The sequence below is a fragment of the Rhizobium aouanii genome, from assembly GCF_037002925.1.
Taxonomy (GTDB): Bacteria; Pseudomonadota; Alphaproteobacteria; order Rhizobiales; family Rhizobiaceae; genus Rhizobium; species Rhizobium aouanii.
This window is the reverse complement of record NZ_JBAMYD010000016.1, coordinates 110,165-133,608: the sequence shown is the minus strand read 5'-3', so window position 1 is coordinate 133,608 and position 23,444 is coordinate 110,165. Positions and strand designations below refer to the sequence as shown.

Annotated in this window: 22 protein-coding genes; 8 read left to right on the top strand and 14 right to left on the bottom strand. The window is 62.1% G+C overall.

The window, feature by feature from the left end; genetic code table 11:
- The 4 genes from V8P77_RS25920 to V8P77_RS25905 are packed head-to-tail and all read left to right on the top strand — an operon-like array spanning position 1 to position 3,342.
- Positions 1-960 (top strand): carbohydrate ABC transporter permease, encoded by a 960-nt coding sequence (locus tag V8P77_RS25920; RefSeq protein ID WP_003549729.1) that lies wholly within the window; start codon positions 1-3, stop codon positions 958-960.
- A complete protein-coding gene (locus V8P77_RS25915) occupies positions 957-1,160 on the top strand; it encodes a hypothetical protein (RefSeq protein ID WP_017956809.1) in 204 nt (67 codons plus the stop codon). Before V8P77_RS25920 ends, V8P77_RS25915 begins: the two co-directional genes overlap by 4 nt.
- Complete coding sequence (locus V8P77_RS25910; RefSeq protein ID WP_131641352.1) at positions 1,157-2,266, top strand: ABC transporter ATP-binding protein; 1,110 nt, start codon at positions 1,157-1,159, stop codon at positions 2,264-2,266. The genes V8P77_RS25915 and V8P77_RS25910 overlap by 4 nt, the downstream gene beginning before the upstream one ends.
- A complete protein-coding gene (locus tag V8P77_RS25905; RefSeq protein WP_221996636.1) occupies positions 2,266-3,342 on the top strand; it encodes an ABC transporter ATP-binding protein in 1,077 nt (358 codons plus the stop codon). Before V8P77_RS25910 ends, V8P77_RS25905 begins: the two co-directional genes overlap by 1 nt.
- Before the next feature lie 82 nt (positions 3,343-3,424).
- Here V8P77_RS25905 and V8P77_RS25900 read toward each other — a convergent pair whose 3' ends face one another.
- Genes V8P77_RS25900 through V8P77_RS25885 form a run of 4 tightly spaced genes read right to left on the bottom strand, consistent with a single transcriptional unit; the run spans position 3,425 to position 7,232 of the window.
- Entirely contained in the window at positions 3,425-4,399 is a 975-nt protein-coding gene (locus V8P77_RS25900; protein ID WP_335914809.1) for an NAD(P)-dependent oxidoreductase, read from the bottom strand.
- 21 nt (positions 4,400-4,420) lie between these two features.
- Positions 4,421-5,113, bottom strand: coding sequence for a FadR/GntR family transcriptional regulator (locus tag V8P77_RS25895; protein WP_025397088.1), 693 nt, complete (start codon positions 5,111-5,113; stop codon positions 4,421-4,423).
- A gap of 2 nt (positions 5,114-5,115) precedes the next feature.
- Complete coding sequence (locus V8P77_RS25890; RefSeq protein WP_077977044.1) at positions 5,116-6,285, bottom strand: mandelate racemase/muconate lactonizing enzyme family protein; 1,170 nt, start codon at positions 6,283-6,285, stop codon at positions 5,116-5,118.
- A 59-nt stretch (positions 6,286-6,344) separates the two neighbouring features.
- A complete protein-coding gene (locus tag V8P77_RS25885) occupies positions 6,345-7,232 on the bottom strand; it encodes a sugar phosphate isomerase/epimerase family protein (protein WP_131641354.1) in 888 nt (295 codons plus the stop codon).
- 343 nt (positions 7,233-7,575) lie between these two features.
- On the opposite strand from V8P77_RS25885, the gene V8P77_RS25880 reads away from it, so the two are divergent.
- A complete protein-coding gene (locus tag V8P77_RS25880; protein WP_221958490.1) occupies positions 7,576-8,427 on the top strand; it encodes a sugar phosphate isomerase/epimerase family protein in 852 nt (283 codons plus the stop codon).
- 178 nt (positions 8,428-8,605) lie between these two features.
- On the opposite strand, the gene V8P77_RS25875 is transcribed toward V8P77_RS25880, so the two are convergent.
- The 8 genes from V8P77_RS25875 to V8P77_RS25840 all read right to left on the bottom strand — a co-directional run bounded on the left by V8P77_RS25875 (position 8,606) and on the right by V8P77_RS25840 (position 19,709).
- Positions 8,606-9,652, bottom strand: coding sequence for an ABC transporter ATP-binding protein (locus tag V8P77_RS25875; protein WP_335914807.1), 1,047 nt, complete (start codon positions 9,650-9,652; stop codon positions 8,606-8,608).
- A 13-nt stretch (positions 9,653-9,665) separates the two neighbouring features.
- On the bottom strand, positions 9,666-11,366 hold the full coding sequence (locus V8P77_RS25870) for a glycoside hydrolase family 32 protein (RefSeq protein ID WP_335914805.1): 1,701 nt from the start codon (positions 11,364-11,366) through the stop codon (positions 9,666-9,668).
- 2 nt (positions 11,367-11,368) lie between these two features.
- On the bottom strand, positions 11,369-12,262 hold the full coding sequence (locus tag V8P77_RS25865; protein ID WP_335914803.1) for a carbohydrate ABC transporter permease: 894 nt from the start codon (positions 12,260-12,262) through the stop codon (positions 11,369-11,371).
- On the bottom strand, positions 12,255-13,187 hold the full coding sequence (locus tag V8P77_RS25860; protein ID WP_003550718.1) for a carbohydrate ABC transporter permease: 933 nt from the start codon (positions 13,185-13,187) through the stop codon (positions 12,255-12,257). Before V8P77_RS25860 ends, V8P77_RS25865 begins: the two co-directional genes overlap by 8 nt.
- A 74-nt stretch (positions 13,188-13,261) precedes the next feature.
- A complete protein-coding gene (locus V8P77_RS25855; RefSeq protein WP_335914912.1) occupies positions 13,262-14,554 on the bottom strand; it encodes an ABC transporter substrate-binding protein in 1,293 nt (430 codons plus the stop codon).
- 43 nt (positions 14,555-14,597) lie between these two features.
- On the bottom strand, positions 14,598-15,608 hold the full coding sequence (locus tag V8P77_RS25850; RefSeq protein WP_335914911.1) for a LacI family DNA-binding transcriptional regulator: 1,011 nt from the start codon (positions 15,606-15,608) through the stop codon (positions 14,598-14,600).
- A gap of 159 nt (positions 15,609-15,767) precedes the next feature.
- The gene (putA, locus tag V8P77_RS25845; RefSeq protein ID WP_335914796.1) at positions 15,768-19,475 is read right to left on the bottom strand and encodes a trifunctional transcriptional regulator/proline dehydrogenase/L-glutamate gamma-semialdehyde dehydrogenase; all 3,708 of its coding nucleotides are present in this window, start codon (positions 19,473-19,475) and stop codon (positions 15,768-15,770) included.
- Between the two features lie 27 nt (positions 19,476-19,502).
- Positions 19,503-19,709 carry a hypothetical protein gene (locus V8P77_RS25840; protein WP_335914795.1) on the bottom strand — a complete coding sequence of 69 codons (207 nt, stop codon included), beginning with the start codon at positions 19,707-19,709 and terminating at the stop codon, positions 19,503-19,505.
- Between the two features lie 150 nt (positions 19,710-19,859).
- Between V8P77_RS25840 and V8P77_RS25835 the strand changes: the two genes are divergently transcribed.
- Entirely contained in the window at positions 19,860-20,354 is a 495-nt protein-coding gene (locus V8P77_RS25835) for an Lrp/AsnC family transcriptional regulator (protein WP_335914794.1), read from the top strand.
- A gap of 30 nt (positions 20,355-20,384) precedes the next feature.
- Here V8P77_RS25835 and V8P77_RS25830 read toward each other — a convergent pair whose 3' ends face one another.
- Positions 20,385-20,765 carry a winged helix-turn-helix transcriptional regulator gene (locus V8P77_RS25830; RefSeq protein WP_335914793.1) on the bottom strand — a complete coding sequence of 127 codons (381 nt, stop codon included), beginning with the start codon at positions 20,763-20,765 and terminating at the stop codon, positions 20,385-20,387.
- Positions 20,766-20,923: 158 nt separating this feature from the next.
- On the opposite strand from V8P77_RS25830, the gene V8P77_RS25825 reads away from it, so the two are divergent.
- Both V8P77_RS25825 and V8P77_RS25820 read left to right on the top strand, forming a co-directional pair.
- Positions 20,924-21,316: a DoxX family protein gene (locus V8P77_RS25825; protein ID WP_335914792.1), complete on the top strand. Its 393-nt coding sequence runs from the start codon at positions 20,924-20,926 to the stop codon at positions 21,314-21,316.
- A 40-nt stretch (positions 21,317-21,356) separates the two neighbouring features.
- A complete protein-coding gene (locus V8P77_RS25820) occupies positions 21,357-22,103 on the top strand; it encodes an SDR family NAD(P)-dependent oxidoreductase (RefSeq protein ID WP_335914791.1) in 747 nt (248 codons plus the stop codon).
- 134 nt (positions 22,104-22,237) lie between these two features.
- On the opposite strand, the gene V8P77_RS25815 is transcribed toward V8P77_RS25820, so the two are convergent.
- The gene (locus V8P77_RS25815; protein ID WP_335914790.1) at positions 22,238-23,275 is read right to left on the bottom strand and encodes a class I SAM-dependent methyltransferase; all 1,038 of its coding nucleotides are present in this window, start codon (positions 23,273-23,275) and stop codon (positions 22,238-22,240) included.
- Positions 23,276-23,444 lie beyond the last annotated feature (169 nt).

The window sequence follows — 23,444 nt, the reverse complement described above, 5'->3', positions numbered from 1 at the left end:
ATGGCTGCCGTCCAAACCCGCTCCGAACGCGCGCTGAACCGGGTGGCGATCGCCGCCGTACTGGTCATCACGCTGATCTTCCTGGCGCCGATCTACTGGATCACCTCGACGGCCTTCAAGCCGCGCAATCTCGCTACCACCATTCCGCCGACGGTGCTCTTCGAGCCGGAACTCTCGCCTTTCGTGAAGCTCTTCACCAAGCGCTCGCAACTGCGCGGGGCGCCAACCCCTGAAGAATATGCCGCCGCCCCCTGGTGGGAGCGGATGGTGTTCGACGGCGGCGAGAAGATCGTTCGCTCCGGCCGCGGCGAGGTGCAGCCCTCCGGCTATCCGAACCGCTTCATGAACTCGCTGATCGTCGCCATCACGTCCACGGTGCTGGCCGTCGGCATGGGAACCTTCACAGCCTACGGTTTCTCGCGCTTCAAAGTGAAGGGGGAGGCAGACCTTCTCTTCTTCATCCTGTCGACGCGCATGCTGCCGCCCGTCGTCGTGGCGATCCCGATGTTCCTCATGTACCGCGTCGTCGGCCTCAACGACACGCATTGGGGCCTCATCATACTCTACACTGCCTTCAACCTTTCCTTCTCCGTTTGGCTGATGAAGGGCTTCATCGACGAGATCCCGAAGGAATACGAGGAGGCCGCGCTCGTCGACGGATACACGCGGATGGAGGCCTTTTTCAAGATCGTCATCCCGGAAGCGGCCACCGGCATCGCCGCAACCGCGGTCTTCTGCTTCATCACGGCCTGGAATGAATATGCATTTGCGCTGATCATGACGAACCGGCGTGCGCAAACGGCTCCACCCTTCATTCCGAGCCAGGTCGGCTCAGGCCTGCCGGATTGGACGGTGATTGCCGCCGGCACGTTCCTGTTCCTGCTACCGGTCGCCATCTTCACCTTCCTGCTCAGGAACCATCTCCTGCGCGGCATGAGCTTCGGAGCGATCCGCAAATGACCTTTCGCGCCTTCAACCAGAAATATCTCGAACCCGGTTCGCAGTATCTCATGATCTTGGGCATCGTCGCGCTCTGCCAGCCCTGGAACCTGTTTCTGCACCGCTACGGCATGACGATGACACTCGTCGGACTGATCGCCTTCATGGTGGCGACCAAAATCCCCCGCGACGCGCAACCAGACGAAGGCAACCATTCATGACGCAGATCGAACTTCGCGGGATTCAGAAATATTTCGGTGCCGTCCAGGTCATCAAAGACCTTAATCTCGCCATCGCCGACAATGAATTCATCGTGCTGCTTGGACAATCGGGCTGCGGAAAGACGACGACATTACGCGCCGTCGCGGGGTTGGAGACGATCGACGAAGGCGACATTCTGATCGACGGGCAGCCGGTGCAGCATATCAAGGCATCCGACAGGGATATCGCCATGGTATTCCAATCCTTCTCGCTTTATCCGCACATGACGGTCTACGAGAACATCGCCTTCCCGCTCCGCGCGACCCGGATGAGCCGTGCCGATGTCGATGCGTCGGTCCGCGAGATCGCCGGTGTGCTGCGCATCACCGGTCTCCTGGCCCGCAAGCCCTCGGCGCTGTCAGGCGGCGACATGCAGCGCGTCGCGATCGGCCGCGCGCTGGTGCGACGGCCAAAGGCCATGCTGATGGACGAGCCGATCGGTGCGCTCGACGCGAAGCTGCGCGAGGAAATGCGGGCGGAAATCAAGCGTCTGCATATCAAGCAGGGTTCAACCACCATCTACGTGACGCATGACCAGGTGGAGGCGATGTCGCTCGCCGACCGCATCGTCATCATGCACGAGGGCATCCTCCAGCAGGTGGGCACGCCGGAAGAGGTTTACGCGCAACCCGCCAACACGTTCGTCGCCCAGTTCGTCGGAAGCCCGGTCATGAACATGGCGCCGGCGATCATCAGCGCAACGGGCAGCCATACCAGCGTGCAGGTCGGCGACGGGACGACGGGCTTTGAGTTCCCCGCCGTGCTGGCGAACCGCCTCTCCGACGCAAGGGCTGAGAACGGCAAGCTGACACTCGGGGTCCGGCCTGAAGGCGTGCTTGTTTCACGGGAGGCCCGCGAGGGCTTCATGCCGGTCGAGGCACATATTATCGAGCCTCTCGGATCGCACGACATCGTGGACCTGAAGGTTGGTCACCAGATGATCAGGGCACGCACCAAAAGCGGCTTCGTGCCCGGTCCGGGCGAAGCCGTCTGGGCACGCATTGACCCCGCTCAGGCACATTTCTTCAACACGGCGACCGGTTCGTCGCTGGGGATCAGACTCTGATGGCGCATATCGAACTCAAGGGCATCACCAAGACTTTCGGCAACCACACGGCGCTGAAAAACCTGAACATCGACATTGCTGACGGCGAGTTCTTCGTGCTGCTCGGGCAGACCGGCGCCGGCAAGACGACGACGCTGCGCCTGATCGCCGGTCTCGAGAAGCCGACTGCAGGCCAGATCTTCATCGACGGGCAGGACGTCGCCGACTGGGGTGCCGCCGAGCGCGACGTCGCCCTGGTGCTCCAGCAATATTCGCTTTACCCGCGCTACACGGTGCGGGAGAACCTGGAATTTCCATTGAAATCCCGTATCCGTCGCGTTGAGCCCGGAGAAATCAAGGAGCGCGTAGACCGCGTTGCGAAGACCCTGCGCATCGAGCATCTGCTCGACCGTAAGACGGACCGGCTGTCGGGAGGCGAGATGCAGCGCGTATCGATCGGCCGGGCCATCGTGCGCAAGCCGCGGGTCTTCCTGATGGACGAACCGCTTTCGGCGCTCGACGCGAAGCTTCGCGAAGCACTTCGCACCGAGCTGAAAAACCTGCAGATGAACCTCGGCGCGACCTTCCTCTTCGTCACTCACGACCAGATAGAGGCCATGTCGATGGGTGACAAGATCGGCGTCCTGAACAATGGTCAACTGGTGCAGACGGGTACGCCGCAGGAGATCTACCAAAACCCGGTCAACACTTTCGTTGCGCGCGCGGTCGGATCGCCGCCGATGAACCTGATTGCCGGCACGCTTGCCGGCGGCGAGGCAGTGGCCAGCGAGGGCTACCGGCTGCCCCTCGGCAACGGACACGGGATCGCGACAGACGGTCGCCCGCTCACCTTCGGCATCCGTCCCGAGGACATTTTTCTCGATAGTGGCGCGCCCGGAGAAGCACGGGTCCACGACGTGGAAAACCATGGTGTCGAAAAGATCGTGACGCTGCGCACCGGCGAGAAGTTCATCCACGCGACCGTGCCGACACAGACGGCGCTTCGCATAGAGGATGAGGTTCACTTTTCGTGGAATCCGGAAAAGGTCGTGCTGTTTGACGCCGGAAGCGGTGTCAGCCTGCGGCACGCGGGCTGACCTCATCGGTCCGAAAGATGCCGGCGGTATCAGGGCGCGGAGGGCAAGCCCGCGTTTCGAGTTGACGCGACCGGGCTCGGAGCTATGCCGGAAAGCGCCGGCGATAGTGTTCTACCACTTCGGGATTGCGCAGATTGACGGGCAAGTCGCCCTTGATGACGCGCACGGCTTCGCTCGCCGCGCCTGTTCCCATGCGCATCATGCTCTCTTCCGTTAGACCAGCCAGATGCGGAGTGATAATGACGTTGTCAAAGCCGAAATAGGGATGGTCGAGCGGCAGCGGCTGCGTTGCGAAGACGTCGAGCGCGGCTCCGCCGATGCGGCCGTCGCGCAGCGCCTCCATCAACGCCGCATCATCGATCACCGGCCCGCGCGAGACGTTGACCAGAATGGCCGCGGGCTTCATGCGCCCGATGCGACCGGCATCGAGCAAGCCAGTGGTCTCCGGCGTCAGCGGACAACAGAGCACCACGATATCGGCCGTCGCCATAAGCTCATTGATCGCCAGGAAACGCACGCCGTCCGGCACGTTTTCCGGCGACCGGCTCGTGGCGACCACCTCCAGACCGAAGCCGAACTTCGCGATCTTGAAAATCGCCTTGCCGACATTGCCCATTCCGACGATGCCCATGGTGCGGCCGGCGAGGTCGACGGCCGTATCCGACTGGGCGCGGCCCGCCGCCCAGCCGTTCTGACGCAGTTCACGGTCCATCAGGCGGAAGCGCCGAAGCAGGGCCAGTGTCACGAGGAAGACGTGCTCGGCGACAGTCGAAGCATTGGCGCCCGGGACGTTGGCGACAAGCACGCCGGCGCGGGTTGCCGCATCCATCGGCACCATGTCGAGCCCGGCGCCGTGGCGGATCGCAGCGCGAAGCGCCGGCGCATCCTCGAAGAAGGCCGGCGGGATCGGCGCGCGTACGACGACGATGCCCGCGCCGCGGCCTTCTCGCAGCAACGTTTCGGGATCGGGCGCGGAAGCGACGCGCAGATCACCCGCAGCCTCAAGCATGGACCTGGCCGCGGGGTGCAGGGGATGTGTGGAAAAGATGAAGCTCATCGGCCCTCCCGCCGGTTGCGCCTATCCGGCTGCCGTCGCTGGACTGCCGATGAGACCCTTCCAATAGCTTTCCGCACCTTGAAGATGCGCGCTCATCAGCGCCTGGGCCAGATTGCCGTCTCGGGCAAGCAGCGCCTCGTAGATGCGGATATGTTCCTCATGCGAGCGCCGGCTGCGGGCGGGTTCGGCAAAATAGATCGGCAGGCGGTGCTCACCCATGACGTAGTAGACGCTGCACACCCGATGGAAGACGCTATTCTTGGTGGCGCGGACGATCTCCAAATGAAAATCCCGGTCCTCGCGCGCCAGCCCCTCGCCGGCGGCAAGCTTCGCCTCGGACGCGGCGAGGATATCGCGCAAGTGCTGGTAATTCTCCTCCGTCGCCCGATCGCAGGCGAGCTCGGCGGCCTTGATCTCATGGATCTTGCGAAGCTCCACGGTCTCATAGATCAGGATGGGATCAAGCGGCACGCCGGCGCGGGCAAAAAGCGCCATTGCCTCCACGCTCGCCTCTGTGGTCGTCAGATAGATCCCTGACTTGGCCCGGCGCTCGACGATGCGCATTGCCTCCAGAATGGCCAGTGCCTCTCGAACCTGGCCCCGGCTGACGCCGAAATGCTCCGCAAGCTCTCGCTCCGAAGGCGTGCGGCCGTTGCCGCTCGAGTTCGAGAAAAGATGGGCCGCGAGATCGGAGAGGAGGGAGTTTTCTTTCATCGTCACTGTCTTTGCGCGTGAGTCTCCAGGACCCGCTGATTGATCGTGAAGCCCAGGCCAGGCCTGTCCGGGATCTCTATCATACCGTCTTTCACTGACACAGTGTCCTCGACAAGATCATGGATCATCGGATTGGCGCCGAGCGAATATTCGATGATGAAGCTTGCCGGGGAAGCCGCGCACAAGTGCAGACCGGAAAAGAAGCAGGGCGCACCGGCCCAGAGATGCGGCGCGAAACGGAGATTAAAGGCGCTGGCGAGCGAACTGATGCGCATCGCCTCCGTAATGCCGCCGCAGAAGGCAGGGTCCGGCTGGAATATGTCGGCGGCCCGAAGCATGGCAAGATCTCGGAAGGCAAAACGCGTCGCCTCGCTCTCGCCGGCAGCGATCGGCACGTTCCCAGCCGCGCGCACCTCCGCCATGCCCGGCTTGTCATCGGCAATCACCGGCTCCTCGAACCAGGCGAGGTCGCAATCGGCAACCATCTGGATGAAGCGCTTGGCATCGGCAACAGTATACGTCCCGTGCGCATCGACCATCAGGTCGACGTTAGGCCCGACCGCTTTGCGAGCCGCCCGCACGCGCGATGCCGAGACATGCAGCGCACGATCCATCGCGCCGACGCGCATCTTGACTGACTTGAAACCGCCGGCCGCGATATAGGACCGGAGTTGATCGCCGATCCGCTCCGCACTCTCCCAACCGCCCGAGGCATAGGCGGGCAACCTGTCGGCCTTGCGGCCACCCAGCAGCTTCCAGACGGGAACGCCGAGCGACTTGCCGAGAATGTCCCAGAGCGCTATGTCGACCGCGCTGATCGCCGCGACGGAAAGGCCGCGACGCGCGATCTCGGGCATGGCGTGACCCGAACGCGCCGCCGTCTCGTGGCGTACGCCGTTGTAAAGCATCTCCCATATGGTGGAGATATCGGCAGGATCGCGGCCGATGAGCTTCGGCCCCACCTCGTGGTTGATCATGTGGACCAGCGTGCCGTAGGTGCCCGCACTGCCCGCGGCATTCTTACCCTCTCCCCAGCCCACGATGCCGTCGTCCGTTTCGATCCGCAGGATCGCGCTATCGAAGGTCGTCAGTCGGCCGAAGTCGCTGCGGTGCTGACGGCTGGCCTCGATGGGAATTTTGATCCACCAGGCCTCTACGGTCTTGATGCGCATGTCTCGGATCCCCTGCCCCGCACGGCCCGCGAGCCGCATGGCATATGTCTTTCCGTTCGTTACTTGATCAGCGGCAGGATCGTCTCGGCAGTGATCCGCATCTGATCGTCGTAGAACTTCTCAGTGAGAAGGCTCGAGCCGTGGTCCTGGATGAATTTCAGTTGCTCCGGGGGAATGTCGACAGGGTTTCGCTCGACCATGTCCGGATATTTGGCGGCGGGCGTCCGGTCGACCGGAGCGACGAATTCGTTGGTGACGGCGCCGTCGTAACCGATTTCCTTCAGCGTGCCGATGATCTTCGGCCAGTCGAGATGGCCGAGGCCGGCGGCAAAACGATTGTTATCGGCGACGTGGAAATCGAACAGGCGCTTTCCAGCGAGCCGGATCGCATCATACATGTCTTCCTCCTCGATGTTCAGGTGGAAGGCATCCAGGCACACCCCGCATTCGGGGCTGACGGCATCGGCGAGCGCCAGCGCTTGGGCGGCACGGTTGAAGAAATAGGTCTCGAAACGGTTGAGCGGCTCGACGGCAATGCGCACACCCCTCTTCTGCGCATGGGCAAAACACTCCTTGGTGGCGTCCACCACCCATGTCCACTCTTCCTCCTCGGTCCCATCCGGCACCACCTTGCCGACGGTGGCCGGCACCAGGGTGACGATCTCGCCATCGAGTTCGCTGACCATGGTGATGACGCTCTTGACATAGTCCACCGACTTGGCGCGCTGGCCTTCATCCCTGGCGGCAAGATTTCGCTCGCCGAGCGTCAGCGTAACGGCGCCCCAGCAGCGGATGCCATGCTCCTTCAGCAGCGCACGCGTCTCCTTGACGTCGTACTGTGCCGGTTCGCCGGATATCTCGATGCTCTCGTAGCCATATTTCTTGATGCGCTTCAACGTGACGGCGAGCGGTTCCGCCCGCATCCAGTTGTGTGTGGAAAGATGCATGAGGTTCCTCCTAGGCTGTTGCGGCCACGCTCGACAGCCGCTTGGCATCGAAACGTCACCTTATCGCTGGCCAGTCCCGTTGCTGCTACAATCTGGTTTGGCCAATTCTTGTTGTCTGAAAGATCTAACCCAATTCCAGAGCCTCTGCAAGACGGCCTTGAAACACCGATACATCCGGTGCATTCGGCTGTTTATCACGACATTTCATCGCTTATGCACGGAATCCTGGCTCCAGGCGGCGAGCACCGCAGCTTGACCTAATGCGCAAATTTGGTATGACCAGATATGAGGATGTCGATCGGCTTAAGCCGCCGGGCAGTGGCCGCAAGGAAAAGGGGGAGAGATGAAGATCGGGATGTGCATGTTCCTCTGGACGACAGCTGTCGGCAGCAAACACGAGGCATTGTTGCGCGATATCAAGGCCACGGGGTTTGATGGTGTCGAGATCCCGATCTTTTCGGGCGCACCCGACGACTACCGGCGGCTGGGGGCCTTGCTCGACCGGATCGGCCTGGAACGGACCGCCGTTTCCGCTATGGGCGACCCGCAGATGAACCTGATCGCCCCCGACGCCGCGACCCGCAAGCGCGGCATCGACTTCGTGAAATGGGCAATCGACTGCAGCGATGCGCTTGGGGCGACGATGCTGAGCGGGCCGCTGCATTCGACGCTCGGCAAATTTTCCGGAAGCGGGCCGAGCGCGGCGGAACTCAAGCGCTCAGTTTCCTCGCAACGCGCGATCGGCGATCATGCAGCAAAGCACGGCGTCACGATCGGACTTGAGGCGCTCAACCGCTTCGAATGTTATCTGTTCAACACGATGGACGACCTTGCGACCCATATCGACGCGGTCGGACATCCGAATATCCGCGCCATGTACGACACCTTCCACAGCAATATTGAAGAGGCCGATCCCATTGGCGCCTTCACGCGAAACAGTGACCGCATCGTCCATGTCCACATTTCGGAGAACGACCGCGGCGTACCGGGGCGCGGCAACGTTCCCTGGGCGGAGACGTTCAAGGCGCTACGTGCGAGCGGCTACGACGGGTGGCTGACAATCGAGGCCTTCGGTCGGGCGCTCAAGGAACTCGCCGCCGCGACAAAGGTCTGGCGCGACTTTTCCGAGACGCCTGAAGCGGTCTACCGCGAAGGCTACCGGCATATCCGCAATGGATGGCACGCGGCGGCATGACCACAACCGATCTGCTCTTCAAGAGATTTGACCCGTGGCAACACATCGCCGCGCAGTTGGTCAATTCGATCATTGAAAAGCTGGGCACCCAAAACCAAGACGTCGCAAGCCTGTATGGCACTGGAACCGCACCACGCCTGTCATTGACGGACGCGGCTCGGCGGCAGGCGCCGGGGGATCAGTCCATCCGGCGGCCTTCGGCGGAGAAGAGGTGGATTTTCTCGGATTTGGGCGCGAGGTCGATTTGTTGGTCAGGTTTTAGATCCACCCGCCGGTGCAGCACGATGGTTGCCGTCTGCGTGCCGACACGCACCGAAAGATGGGTCTCCGCACCTGTCGGCTCGACAGTCAGCACGGTGGCCGGAATGCCCGTCTCTGCAATGTCGAGGTCTTCCGGGCGGATGCCGTAGGTGCGTGCCGCGCTGTGGCTCAATTGCGGCGGAAGCGGCAGGGAAACACCGCCTTCGATACGGAAGCCGCCGTCGCTGACGCCACCCTCGAAGAGGTTCATCGACGGCGAGCCGATGAAGGCGGCGACGAAGGTGTTATCCGGGCGGTCGTAGAGATCGAGCGGCTTGCCGATCTGCTCGATGCGGCCGGCGCGCATGACGACGATCTTGTCGGCCATGGTCATCGCCTCGATCTGGTCATGGGTGACGTAAACGATGGTCGTGCCAAGGCGCTGATGCAGCTCCTTGATCTCGCTGCGCATGGTCACCCGCAGCTTGGCGTCGAGGTTGGACAGCGGCTCGTCGAAGAGGAACACTTTCGGATGGCGTACGATGGCGCGGCCCATGGCGACGCGCTGGCGCTGGCCGCCGGAAAGCTGTTTCGGCAGGCGCTCCAGCAGCGGTTCAAGTGCGAGAATGCCGGCGGCTTCGGTCACCAGCTTGTTGATTGTCGCCTTATCGCGCCCCTGCAGCTTCAGGGCAAAGCCCATATTTTCGCGCACCGTCATATGCGGATAGAGCGCGTAGGACTGGAACACCATGGCGATATCGCGCTCCTTCGGCGCGACGTCGTTCATGACGCGACCGTCGATGCGGATTTCACCGCCGCTGATATCCTCTAGCCCCGCCAGCATGCGCAGAAGCGTGGACTTGCCGCAGCCGGACGGCCCGACGAGCGTGACGAACTCACCGTCCTCGATACCTGCGGAAACCCCGTGGATAACCGAGGCCGCGCCGTATTGCTTCTGAACCCGGTCGATTGCTACCGATGCCATTGTCTGTCCTCCCTCACAGTTTCAATTGCCAGACGCCGGCCCCGGCGACGGTGCCGGCGAGCGTTGCCGAACGTGCGGCGGCAAAGCCCGGAATGCGTTTGGACCCCGTCCAGCGGCCGTTGTCAGCGAAGACCTCGATGGAGCCGGCATCGAGGAAGATGCGCAGGCTCGACGGTTTCGCGCCAGCGGCGACGTAACGTGGCGGCGCCATACCGGTACGAACGTCGAAGACAATCGCCAGACCATCGGCATCGAGTTTAACGCCTAGATCGACATCCGGATGATCGAAGGTGAGATCGAAGGCAGCGCCCGGCTCGGTGAGATCAAGTACGATCTCGACGGCGCCGGTGCCGAGCGGCACGGTCTTGCCGGCGGCAAGCGCGGTGTCATCCAGCAACTGATGACGCAGGCTTTCGACGGCCGCGACCGGCGGGGTCAGCACGGTGTCGCCGTCGAGAAGCATGCGGCGCGGCAGGGTCATGGCCGTCGGGAAATCGTCCTTCTTGGAAAAATCCGTCCAGTTGGCGAGCCAGGCGATGCCGACCGGCTCGTCGCCATCAACGAAGGCCTGGAAGGCATAGGCATCCGAACCGAAATCCAACTCCTGCACGAACTCCGCAGTGAAGGTGCGGCCATCGAAGCCGCCGATGGTGACGGAGGTGAGGTTGCGGCGGCCGGTGGCCGGGTCGCGGCTGGTGAGCAGACCGAAGATCAGCGCCCAGCGGGTTACTCCGTTTTTGCCGGAAAGCGGCACCATGCAGGGGCATTCCGCCGCCGTCATGCCGAAACCGTCCTCGCGATGGAGGATGCTAAGGAAGGTCCAGCCATCGGCGCCTTGCGCGTCTGCGGTTTCATAGAGCAGTACGACGCCGCCCTGCCTGTCGCGGCTGCCGAGCAGCATCTTCCAGTGCCCGTCCGGGCCCTTGAAGACATAGGGGTCGCGGAAATCGCTGGTGAGGTTCAAGCCTTCCGGGCGCAGCGGCATCACGATTTCCGACGGGCCGGCAACGATGCCGTCGCGGCTGACGGCGGAAAGCTGGATTTGCTCTTCCGGCTGCCGGTCACGCACATGCTCGGTGTAGAAGACGCGGATTTCCTCGCCTTCTGGACCGGCGCCGGGGATCGCCGAGCCGGAGAAGGCGCCGCCGCGGCCATCGTCCTTTTCCGATAGATGCGCCGCCGGGAAGAGGAACATGGGCAGATGCCTCCAGCGGACGAAATCCTTCGAGACGGCATGGCCCCAGTGCATAGTGTTCCAGCGCGGCTCATGAGGATAATGCTGGTAGAAGAGGTGAGCATTTCCGCCGAACCGTCCAAAACCGTTCGGATCGTTCATCCAGCCGAAAGGCGGGCGGAAATGGTAGCTGTCGGGCACGCCGGGGGCGGCGGTGCGGGCGTCGCTGTGCAGCACGCGGATCCCCTCCTTCATCACGGTTTCCGGCCGGAAGGCATAAGCGACGGAAAGCGCTGTGCTTGTCGCATCATAAGACAGCGTGGCACGGCCGCTCTTCGCGAGCGTCACAGCGAAGAACTCAAATTCCCCCGTGCGGCGGGTCGAGGGCTCGCCGATGTCGTTGCCATCAACGGCGACGAACAGCTTCGCCTCGCCGCCGGCATGGCGCGCCTTCAGCCAGAGATGCAGCACCGTGCCTTCGGGCAGCTCCGCTTCGATGGTTTCAGGTGCTGACGTTTCGGATTTTGCCTGTAGTGACATGATCAACCTTTCACGGCGGAGCCGACGAATGAACTGACGAACCAGCGCTGGAAAGCCAGATAGAGAATGAGGACGGGGATCATCATCAGCACCGAGGCGGCCATGGCGCGGTCCCAGTAGATGCTGTCCTGTCCGAAGAAGGTGGCGATGGCGACGGCAATCGGCCGAGCATAGTCGGTCTGGGTGACCAGCGTCGGCCAGAGATACTGGTTCCAGCTTTCGATGCCCATGAGGATCGAGACCGTGGCGAGCGCCGGCAGGCTGAGCGGCATGTAGATCGACCGGTAGATGCGGAAGACCGATGCGCCGTCCATTTCAGCCGCTTCATAGAGTTCTTTCGGCAGCTGCGCGAAGAACTGGTAGAAGAGGAAGACATAGAGCGGGCTTGCCACCCAGGGCAGGATCTGCACCGCGAAGGTATCCGTCAGCCCCGCCCGCGACATCATGACGACGAGCGGCATGATGATGCTTTCCTGCGGGATGACATAGAGCGCGACGACCAGCGCCAAGAGCGCCGCCTTGCCGCGCAGCGAGCCCCAGGCCAGAACGAAGCCCGCCATGGAATTGACGATAAGACCCGAGACGACTGTGGCGACGAGGATCACCAGCGAATTGAAGAGATATCGGCCATAAGCCAGCTCGCCGGAGAAATGGGCGATCTCATTGTAGTTCGACAGGGTCGGGTCACTGACCCAGAAGGCGCGGAAGCTGCCCATGTCGGCGAGGATGCGGAAGCGGTCGTCCTTCAGGCTGGCGATCAGCAACATGAACAGCGGCGAGATCATCACCAGCGCGATGACCAGGATGCAGAGGCTCTGCACGATGCGCAGGCTTCTCTTGCCGTTGCCCCTTGCGATTGCCAGCGGGACGGGCTGGCTCAAAGCGATATCAGACATCGAAGCGCCTCAGGAGTTTGCGTTGCAGGAGCGCGATCAGAAGAACGATGACGAAGAGGATGACGGAAACGGCCGATGCGTAGCCGAGTTTCTGCTCCTCGAAGCCGGCGCGCACCATGTAGTGGACAACGGTTTCGGTGCTTTCGTTCGGGCCGCCCTGGGTGAGGATTGCCACCTGCGTATAGAGCTTGAAGGCCTGGATGGTCGTGATGACCAGCACAAAGACATGGGTCGGGCGAAGGCCGGGCATGGTGACGTGCCAGAAGCGGCGCAACGCGCTTGCCCCGTCGATGCGGGCGGCATCGTATAGTTCTTCGGGAATGCCCTGCAGGCCGGCGAGATAGATGATCATCTGAAAGCCATAGGCCTGCCAGGCTGAAAGCAACACGATGGAGAACATCGCCCAGTTGGGGTCGCCGAGCCAGTCGATCGGCTGGATCGTGCCGCCGGAAAGGAAACCGACGATCTGGTTGAGCGGGCCGCTCGGATACTGGAACAGCGTGCCCCAGATGACGCAGACCACCACCATGGAGGTGATCGCCGGCAGGAAGAACAGGCCACGCAGCAGGTTTTGCATCGGCAGCTTCTGATGCAAGAGCAGCGCGGTCAGGAAGGCGAGGCCGCACTGCAGCGGCAGCACCCAGACGGTGAAGCGCGTGACGTTCCACAGCGAGGTCCAGAACAGCGGATCGGTGAAGACGCGCTCGAAATTCAGGAGGCCGACGAAGCGCACCGGCGTCGGGCGCGGCACGAGCGGCTGGTTGGTCATCGCCGTCCAGAAGGACAAGAGGAACGGCGTGATCAGGAATATCGCCATAAGCAGAAAGGCAGGCGCGATCATCGCCATTTCCTGCCAGAGCCGCTTGTTGTCGCGGCGTTTCGCCGGGCGTCGCAAAGCGGGCGTGGAGGTCTGTTGCAAAGTCATTGTTTCCTCCTCATCGGTCATCCTTCCCGAGATGGTCCAGGGCCGGCAGGACGAGCCGGCCCCGTCAAAACCCCTTACTGCTGCTCGTCGAAGGGCGGGTAGCCGGCGTTGTCCTCGATATCCTCGTCGATCTTCTTGGCAGCGGCCGTCAGCGCTTCCTGCGCGTCGCCACTGTTGAAGATCTTGTCGACGGCCTGCATGAAGGCCGAGGTGATCGTCGGATAGGCCGGGTGCGGCGGACGGGCGATCGCGGTCTTGGAAGCCTGCTCAAAGGCGACGGCGAGCGGACCGCCTTCCGCATAGAGTGGGGATTCCGCGGCGAAGCTCTTCAGGCCCGGATAAGCGGACTGGGTCTTGGCGTACTCCCGGTACTCCTTGTCCTTCAGCAGGAAGCTCAGGAACTTGCCGGCGATCTCAGGATTTTCCGAGGTCGCGGAAACGCCCCAGATCCAGGTTCCGTTCGGGCTCACGCCCTTGTCGCCGATCTTCGGCAGCGGCATGACGACGATATTGTCCTTCATCGCTGCCGATGCCTCCGCGTAGAACCAGTGGCCACCCATGGCGAGCGCGGCCGGCTGTCCCTCGGCGTAGAACTGGTTGGTGCCCGACGAAGTCGGTACGACCCAGCCCTTCTTCACCCAGTCCTGCATCATCGTCAGCGCCTTGACGCAGGCCTCGCCATCGAGCGTGCCGCTGGCCTTCCAGGTCTTGCGGTCGATCAGGTCGCAGCCGGCGCTTTCAAGCAGAGGGCCGTAGGCATAGGTGATCCACTCGGTCTTGATGCCGTAACCTCGGAAGGTGTCGATCGGCCACTTCACGCCTTCGAGCTTGGAAAGCTTTTCGAGATAGCCCTCGAATTCCTCGCGGGTCCATGCATCATCGACCGATTTTGGAATGCGGGCGCCAATGGCTTCAAGATATTTCTTGTTGCCGTAGAGCACGACCGAGGAGTCGGTGAGGCCGATCGCATAGAGGTCCTTGTCGATCGGATAGGTGCCCTGGGCGACATTCGAATCCGTCATGTCATCGAGCAGGTCCTTGTCAATGAGCGGCTTGACCGGCTGCAGATAGCCGGACCAGACATAATTGGCGAGGAACGGAGCATCGAGTTCCATGATATCGGGCAGCTGCTTGGCCATGACGGCGGCGCTGAACTTTTCGTTATAGGCATCGTGCGGCGCGTAGATCATCTCGATATCGACATCGGGATTGGCGGCCTCGAAGCGGGCGGCAACGTCGCCATAGGCCTTCACCCAGCCCGGATCGCCCTGGTGCATGACGTGGATGACGGTCTTCGCCTCGGCGAAACCGGCGGTCGCGACCAGCGCGGCGGACGCTAGGAATGCGTAAAGTAAACGATTACCCATTGCAGTGCTCATTGATATTCTCCTCCTGTTAGACACTCGATGTTCAGACGGATGCCCGTTCGACCAGATGGAACGGCAGTTTATGCAGATGCGGCGGTTCGGGCTGCTCGGCCAGGAGGATCTCCATGGCAAGGCGGCCCATGGCGCGGTGCGGCAGGGCCATCGTCGTCAATGGCGGGTCCAGCCGCGAGGCAATCTCGACCTGGTTGTCGAAGCTTGCCACCGCGATATCATCCGGAATGCGAAGGCCGGCGCGGGCAAGCGCCGCGTAGACTTCCATCGCTACGCGGTCATTGCCGCACAGGATGGCGTCCGGCCGTTGACCGGATTTCAGAAGCGCCTCCACATGAGAGGCAACAAGGCTTGGCGCGCGGTCGCTGTAGACGCTGCGGCGCACCGCCGGCAACACCCCGAGGGGGTCGATGCCCCCCTCCTCAAGCGCCGCACGAAATCCCATCTCGCGCAGCGTGCCGGCGAGAATGCCCGGCAGGTTGATGAAGGCGATGCGCCGGCGGCCGGCGACGAGGAGATAACGCACGATCTCCCGCGCGCCGCCCTCTTCGTCCGGGACCAGCGCGGTGACGCGGCCGGCAGCCTCGCGGCAGTTGATCATCACGCCGACGGCGCCTGCCAACCTGTCCGGCAGGGCGACATCCTTGTGGTACATGGCGGCATAAGCAACGGCGCGCGGCCGGAACTGCTGCACCTCGTCGAGCACCGAGCCGATAGACTGGCCGCTGCGGTGGTTGACCGCAAAGACCGCCATGCCGGCGCTGCGGGCCGCCCCGTCGAGGCCACGTACGATCTCGGTGGCGAAAGGCGAAGTGATGAGACCGTCGGAGACGACGCCGACCAGCGGCAGCCAGCCCTGTCGCACACCGCGCGCCGCAAAGTTGGTTACGTAGCCGAGCTCTTCCGCAATGGCCTTGACCTTTTGGCGCGTATCGTCCGACATGCGGGCGGAGCCGCCGTGCAATGCGCCGGAAACCGTCTTGACCGAGACTCCCGCACGTTCCGCGATGTCAGAAAGAGATACAGCCACGATCCGCACCATCCTCCTTGGGTGATCGATTACCCAATAGTCGCGGCGGACGCGTTTTGTCAAGCGGCTTTTACGCGCACCGCACGACGGAACACGGCCTTTGCCCTATGAACATTCTTGGAATGGGCTTCTTCAGACGAAGGCGCTTTTTCTGCGCCCTCGTCTTATCACTCAGCCGATAGCCATGAGGCTTGCATTGCCGCCGGCAGCCGCGGTGTTGATCGACGTCGACACCTCCTCCAGCAGCCAATTCAGGCAATAGGCGTCGGGATCGCTCGCCAATTCATCGGTGCTTGCGGCCTGGACCAACAGAAGCGGACCGGGCAGTGCCGCGATCCTTTTATTGGCCGCGTGGACCCTGTCGCGATCCCCTTCGACGAGCGCACCGGAGAACGGCCCGTCCTTTTCCCAATCCGATGTCCAGGAAATCCGGCCGGCGACAGCCGCCGGAAGATCCGCCAGGACGGATTTCGATAGGGAACCCGCGTCCACGACGATGTGGTTGCCGGTCGATAGGGCTGCAGCAATCTGGCGATGAAGCCCGCCTTCGGTCTGCGGCACGACGAGAATACGGCCGCGGGGATGGAGCGCGTAGAGATTGAGTTCGCCCACCGGACCGGTGAGCTCACGTTCGAGCCCGAGTGCCGAGCGGCTCGCATATCCACGCGCCGCTTCCCCCTCGCCCGACAAGCCCTTCTTGTCGAGCCAGACGATGTAGTCACGAAGGGCAAGGTCCGTATGAACGGAATCCTGCTGCGGCGGCACGGGCGCACGTTGCACCAGCCGGCCGATATAGAGCGGACCGCCGGCCTTCGGTCCTGTTCCCGACAAGCCGCGACCGCCGAACGGCTGCACGCCGACAACAGCGCCGATGATGTTCCGGTTAACATAGAGGTTTCCAGCCTTGATGCGGCTGGTCACATGCGCGATCGTTTCATCAAGCCGGGTGTGAAGCCCGAATGTGAGACCATAACCCGACGCGTTGATGTCGTCGATCAGACGGTCGAGCCCGTTTCGCTTGAAACGGATAACGTGCAGCACCGGGCCGAAGATCTCCCTCGTCAGGTCTGCCAGGGATTTGATCTCGATGATCGTCGGCGGAACGAAGGTCCCTGCCGCTGCACTTTCGGGCAGCGGCAGCTGATCCACCTTGCGGCCCAAGCCGCGCATATGCTCGATATGCTGGTCGATCTCCGTCTTTGCGCTGTCATTGATGACTGGGCCGACATCGATGCTCAGCCGATCGGTACGGCCGATCGTCAGCTCGCGGAAGGCGCCCTTCAGCATGGCGAGGGTCCTGTCGGCCACATCGTCCTGAAGGCAGAGAACCCGGAGCGCCGAGCAGCGCTGACCGGCGCTGTCGAAGGCAGACGCAATGACGTCGGCCACCACCTGCTCGGCCAAAGCCGAGGAGTCGACGATCATGCCGTTCTGGCCGCCGGTCTCGGCAATCAGCGGAATCGGCCTGCCACTCGCCGACAACCGTTCCGCCAGCTGTGCCTGGATCATCCGGGCAACTTCGGTCGACCCGGTAAACATGACGCCCGCCGTCTCCTCCGCACCGACCATGCCGGCGCCGAGACGGCCGCTGCCGGGCACGAACTGCAAAGCACCGACAGGCACGCCCGCCTCGTGCAGGATCTTGACGCTCTCCGAAGCGATGATCGGCGTGACGCCGGCCGGTTTTGCAAGCACGGGATTGCCGGCCACCAAGGCTGCGGCGACCTGTCCGGTGAAAATCGCCAGCGGGAAATTCCACGGGCTGATGCAGACGACCGGGCCAAGCGGCGCATGCGAGGGGCCGAGCGTCTTGCGCGCCTGTTCGGCGTAGTAGCGAAGGAAGTCGATCGCCTCACGCACTTCGCCAACGGCATTGGCCGCAGATTTGCCGGCCTCGCGCATGACGATGCCCATCAGCACCTTGATGCGGGCCTGCATGATATCGGCGGCCCGCTCCAGGCAGGCGGCACGCTCGGCAGGCGGCACGGCGGCCCATTGCTGCGCGTGCTCGGCAGCCATGCGAACGATGCGTGCGGCCTCCTCGACCTTCACTTCGGTCACCGTGCCGACGACATCCCGGTGATCGGCAGGATTGAGAACATCGCGCGTCACCCCATCCATAGAGCCGTCGGCTAGGATGGGAAGCGCACGCCACGGGGCCGCAGCCGTGGAGGCGAGCGCCTGCGACAGGTCCAAGAGGGTGGCCTCGTTCGAGAGATCGAGACCATCGGAATTGGCCCGGGCGTTGCCATAAAGAGCCTTCGGCGAGGCGATCTGCGCGTGGGGCGCGCCAACGACAGGCATGGCTGCGACGATTTCGGCGGGATCGGCAATCAGCGCCTCGACCGAGACATTCGGATCGGAGATGCGGTGCACGAAAGAGGAATTGGCGCCATTCTCCAGAAGGCGCCGAACCAGATAGGCGAGCAGCGTCTCATGTGTTCCCACAGGCGCATAAATGCGGCAGGGCCGGTCGAGTTTTTCCTTTCCGACGACCTCGTCGTAGAGCGGTTCGCCCATGCCGTGCAGGCATTGGAACTCATATTTGCCGACGGTGAAATCAGGGCCGGCCAGACGATAGATCGTGGCGAGCGTCTGCGCATTATGGGTAGCAAATTGCGGGAAGACCGCATCCGGAGCATCGAGCAGCTTGCGCGCGCAGGCGATGTAGGCGACATCGGTATAGATCTTGCGGGTATAGACCGGATAGTCGTCGAGACCATCAAGCTGGGCGCGCTTGATCTCCGCATCCCAATAGGCGCCCTTGACGAGACGGACCATGACCCGACGCTCGGAGCGGCGCGCAAGATCGATGATATAGTCGAGGACGAAGGGGCAGCGCTTGCCATAGGCCTGCACGACGAAGCCGAGCCCGTTCCATCCGGCAAGCTCAGGGGCGAAGCAGAGTTCTTCGAGGAGATCGAGCGAAAGCTCCAGCCGGTCGGCTTCCTCGGCATCGATATTGAGGCCGATATCATAGGACTTGGCGAGAGCGGCGAGCGTCGTCACCTTCGGCAGCAACTCGCTCATCACCCGGCCGGCCTGCGACCTCACGTAGCGGGGATGCAGGGCCGAGAGCTTGATCGAAATGCCCGGGCCGTCATAGATGCCGCGCCCGTCAGACGCCTTGCCGATGGCGTGGATCGCCTTTTCGTAATCCCGGTAATAACGCTCGGCGTCGGCGCCCGTCGTCGCGGCTTCGCCCAGCATGTCGTAGGAATAGCGGAAGCCGCGCGCTTCCAGCGGCCGGGCGCGTTTCAGCGCCTCCGCAATCGTTTCACCGGTGACGAACTGCTCGCCCATCATCCGCATCGCCATATCGACACCGCGGCGGATGACCGGCTCGCCGGCGCGCGCGATCAGCCGCGTCAGCGCGGCCGACAGGCTCCGGTCGTTGACCGTCGAGGTGAGCTTACCAGTGACGACGAGGCCCCAGGTGGCGGCGTTGACGAACATGGATTTTCCGCCGCCGATATGGGAGGTCCAGTTGCCCTCGGCGATCTTGTCGCGGATCAGCGCGTCGCGGGTTTCGGTATCGGGAATGCGCAGCAGCGCTTCGGCGAGGCACATGAGCGCCACGCCCTCCTGGCTGGAGAGCGAATATTCCTGCACCAGCCCTTCGACGCCGGTCCCCTTGTGCTTGGCGCGCAATGCCTCGATGAGGCTGCGGGCCGTGCTGCGAATGTCATAGCGTTTTGCCTCGGAGACGCGCGCTGCCGCAACGAGCGGCGGCAGGCATTCGGTTTCCGGCCGGCGATAGGCTGCCGTGATGGCCTGGCGAAGTTCGGATTGCGGTCGGATCGGTGGGGCAAAGGTCGAGAACGGCGCGCCGTCGGCCGGATCATTGGAGGGGGTGGGGTCGATCGCTGCGTTCAACATGAAAGTACCTATCAATCGATGTCTGGTTTAACGGATGAATGAGATGCCGGGCTCGTCGTCCCACTGTGCATCTTCCGTGAAGGCGGGGCCGGAATATTCCGTCTCTCGCAGCGGGCGCGCATCCGGTCTGTCGCGCTTGAGGGTGAGCGCCGCGGCCACGGCCCTGATCGCCAGCGGCCGGTAGTGAGCGAGCAAATCCTGCGTCCGATCGTCATCCGCTTCTTTGTTATGCATGTATGATCCCCGTTTTGAGCGCGGCACCGATCCCGATTTCAGCACTCTTCTGCCCGGCAGATAATCTATCATAATCGCAAATCGCAATCTCACTTGATTTCAACAGTTTCCAGGCTGTATGAACTTATTAATCCGCCCGTGAGAGTTCAAATGGCTACTGAAACCGACATCTTTAGTGAATTGGACCAGTTCGACAGAAAGATCCTCACGGCACTCACCGAGGACGGAAGACTGTCGATCACCGATCTGGCCGCGCGTGTCGGATTGTCGAAGACACCGTGCCAGATCCGCTTCAAAAGGCTGATCAGCGACGGATATATCGAAGGCTTCAAGGCCGTCCTCAATCCGTCGAAAATGCAGCTCGACCATATTGCTTTCGTCGAAGTGAAGCTTTCCGATACGCGCGAGGATGCGCTGAAAAGCTTCAACGATGCCATCAAGAAGATCAGCGAAGTCGAAGAGTGCCATATGATCGCCGGCAGGTTCGACTATTTGCTGAAGATCCGCACCCGCGATATCGGCCGCTACCGCCGCGTCCTCGGCGAGCGCATCTCGACACTGCCTCACGTTGCCAGCACATCGACCAATGTCGCAATGGAAACGATCAAGGAAGGCTGGGACAAGTCCGGTTCGAGTTTTTCGTGAGGGTAATGTCGTTTATCGACCCGAAGCAGTTCAGCCACCTTTCGCTTTACGCCCGCGTGCGCTCGGCTTCGCCGGCACGCTTTTGCCGTACTCGTTCCACCATGCCGTCAAGGCTTCCATGGTGGGACCGAGGCCCCGCGCTTTTTGGGTGATCTCGTATTCGACGCGCGGAGGAACCTCCGCAAAGATGGTGCGGGACACGAGTCCGTCTGCTTCGAGCTCGCGGAGTTGCGCCGTCAGCATGTGTTGGGTGATGCCGGGAATAGCCTTTCTCAGTTCGCCAAACCGGTGGACCCGCTGATGGAGCAGCCACATGATTTCCAGCTTCCATTTGCCGGAGAGCAGCGCGAATGCGCGACGCATCTCCTCATGCATATTGATGTCGCCATCGGACATGGTCTGGTTTTCCATACTAGCTGCAAGTAATTCATCCTACTTGCAAAGATAGACCTTAGACGACATTTTCCATCCGTGCATCAGGGGCGCAGTAAAAGGAGCGCCCCTCACATAGAAACCGACAGACTCGACGAGAGGAATGTTGCTGCGTGAGCAGCGACAGGGATGAGCTTATGCTTGAATTTTACGGATACTGGATCAGCACGGCACTTCTATCCGCGCTCTACCTCGCTTCAGCCTACATGTACGCCACAAGGAAACAGTGGGTTCGTGAGGCGCTGACGGAACTCGGATACAGCGCGAACAACCTCGTTCCGTTCATGATCATTGTTAAGGTCCTCGGCCCGGTCGCCATCCTTTCACGCGTCAGCGTCCCGCTCAGCGACCTCGCCTATGCAGGCATCTTCTTTCACCTGCTGCTGTCGGGCCTCGCACATATCGGCGTTCGAAAACCTGTCGGCGCGCTGCCGGCGGCGATCGGCCTGGCGCTGCTGATCGCCTCGTTCATGACGCAGAACGACGCCCGCGACGCCCCTTCGCCTTACGTCCAGGCTGCCTTCCTCTGACGCCTCGAAGATTCCCAAGCCTTATCAAATGGAGATACACATGGGTCGACTCAATGGAAAAGTTGCCGTTATCACTGGCGCAAGCCGCGGCATTGGCCGCGCCACCGCAAAACTGTTTGCGGCCGAAGGCGCGAAGGTCGCAGTTCTTTCGCGGACGTCCGAAGGCGTCGAACGCGTTGTCGCGGATATCGTCGACGCGGGCGGCACCGCCCTCGGCGTCGTCTGCGACGTCGGTGATGCCGATCAGATCACGGCCGCGGTGGACAAGGTTGTCGCCGCATACGGCCGCATCGACATTCTCGTGAACAATGCTTTCGATGGTTCTGCGGTCTTGTCTTCGGTCATCGACCTTTCGGTCGAGCAACTGCAACGGAACTTCGACACCGGGCCGATCGCGTATCTGCGCTTCATGCAGGCTTGTTATCCGCACCTCAGGGAAAGCGGAGAAGGCCGGATCATCAACTTCGGCTCGATGGCCGGCACAATTGGATTGGCCGGGTACGGCCCGTACAACATGGCCAAGGAGGCCGTGCGCGCGCTGACCCGCACGGCGGCACGCGAATGGGGTGCCGACAACATCACCGTGAACAACATCCTGCCGATCGCGGACACCTGGGGCGCCGCGGAAAAGGATGTTCCTCCCCCGGCAAACGCGCTCGCTCGTTTCGGCTCGCCGGAAGACGACATCGCGCCCGTGGCCCTGTTTCTCGCCAGCAAGGATTCCAAATTCATCACGGGCTACAGCCTTACCCCCGACGGCGGCGCAATCATCGACAGCGCCCGGTAACAACCCTCGGCAACGGTCGATGAGCAAGGGGCGCAGCGTGTTGCGCCCCGGGTGTCCGGCAGAGCCTAGCGCAGCGCGACCTTGGTGGCCGGGTAGGTGCCGAAGGTCGGCAGGCCCGTCGGCCAACGTGCGGCCTAATGCGGTCTTTGAATTTCACAGTAGACAATGTTGCGGTTTGAGCCTGGCCAAACAGACACCTTCACATCCGCCCCGGCCACGCTTTCACTGGCGATCGAGCCCATCTCTCGCTCCGACCGCAACAGCAACGCCCAGTTCATGAATGTCTCCATATAGCCATCGACGTCCGTCTCCGGAGAGAAGTTGGCAAATAGGAATGTACCGCCAGGCTTCAGCATGCTGATGCACTTTCTGGTCAGCCTTACGGCTACCGCGTCCGGCAAATAGTCATAGAGACCCGCGGCATAGACGAAATCGAACATTCCCAGCGCATGCCTTCCAGCGAGCAGGGATTTGACCGACCCGTTCACCGCCTCGACGGACGTGCCGGCGAAATCGCGGGCGACGGTTCCAACGCTCATCGGGTCTTGATCTAAAGCCACCCAGCGTTTGATCGCGCCGGCGCTGAGCGCGCACGATAAAGGTCCCTCACGAAGATGCCCGGCGGCGATGGCGAGGACTTCGGTCGAACCAGGCCGGGTCGAAGCGATTTCGTCAACGCGGCGCGCCAGAATGTCTCGACGCTCCCTTACCGCGACGGATGACGAAGCATTTCGAGTGTAGGCGTAGATCGAACGTCCCAAGTCGCTCGCTGATGCGACATCGTCCTCAATCTCAGGTCTGCCGTAGATGAAGTCGAGAAGGCGTGCGTCGCCAGAATAGCCGCGCGGCTTTTCGAACGACCAGCGGGTCAATGGATCTTGATGAAGATAGTGAGCAACGGGATGAGATTGCGCGATCGGAACGATGGTGTCCCACGCCTCCGGATGAAAGCGCCGCCGTATCTGATGCAAGGCGTCGGTAAGTCGCTCGATGATCGCATGAGGCCCGACGCCGGATTTGAACTGACGGATCGATACGTCAAGGCTTAGGGCAAGCTCGGCTCTGGCGACGATCAGTTGGCCGGGATCTGGGGCAGCAACCCTCCTGGCCGACCGACGAATCTCGCCGGGCGCAACAAGACTCTCACCGTCTAACACCAGGCTTTGTTCCATTTCGAGATCCCCTTGACACAGCGTTAAGCATAATCAACCTCGAAATGGGATGCGACTAGAATCTACACGGGATAAGAGTAATTCTACTCTTGCGGGTCCGATGCTACCCCTCTAACAAAGCTCAGCAATAAGACAAACCGGTTGCAGATTGCCGAACGCAATTTTGGAG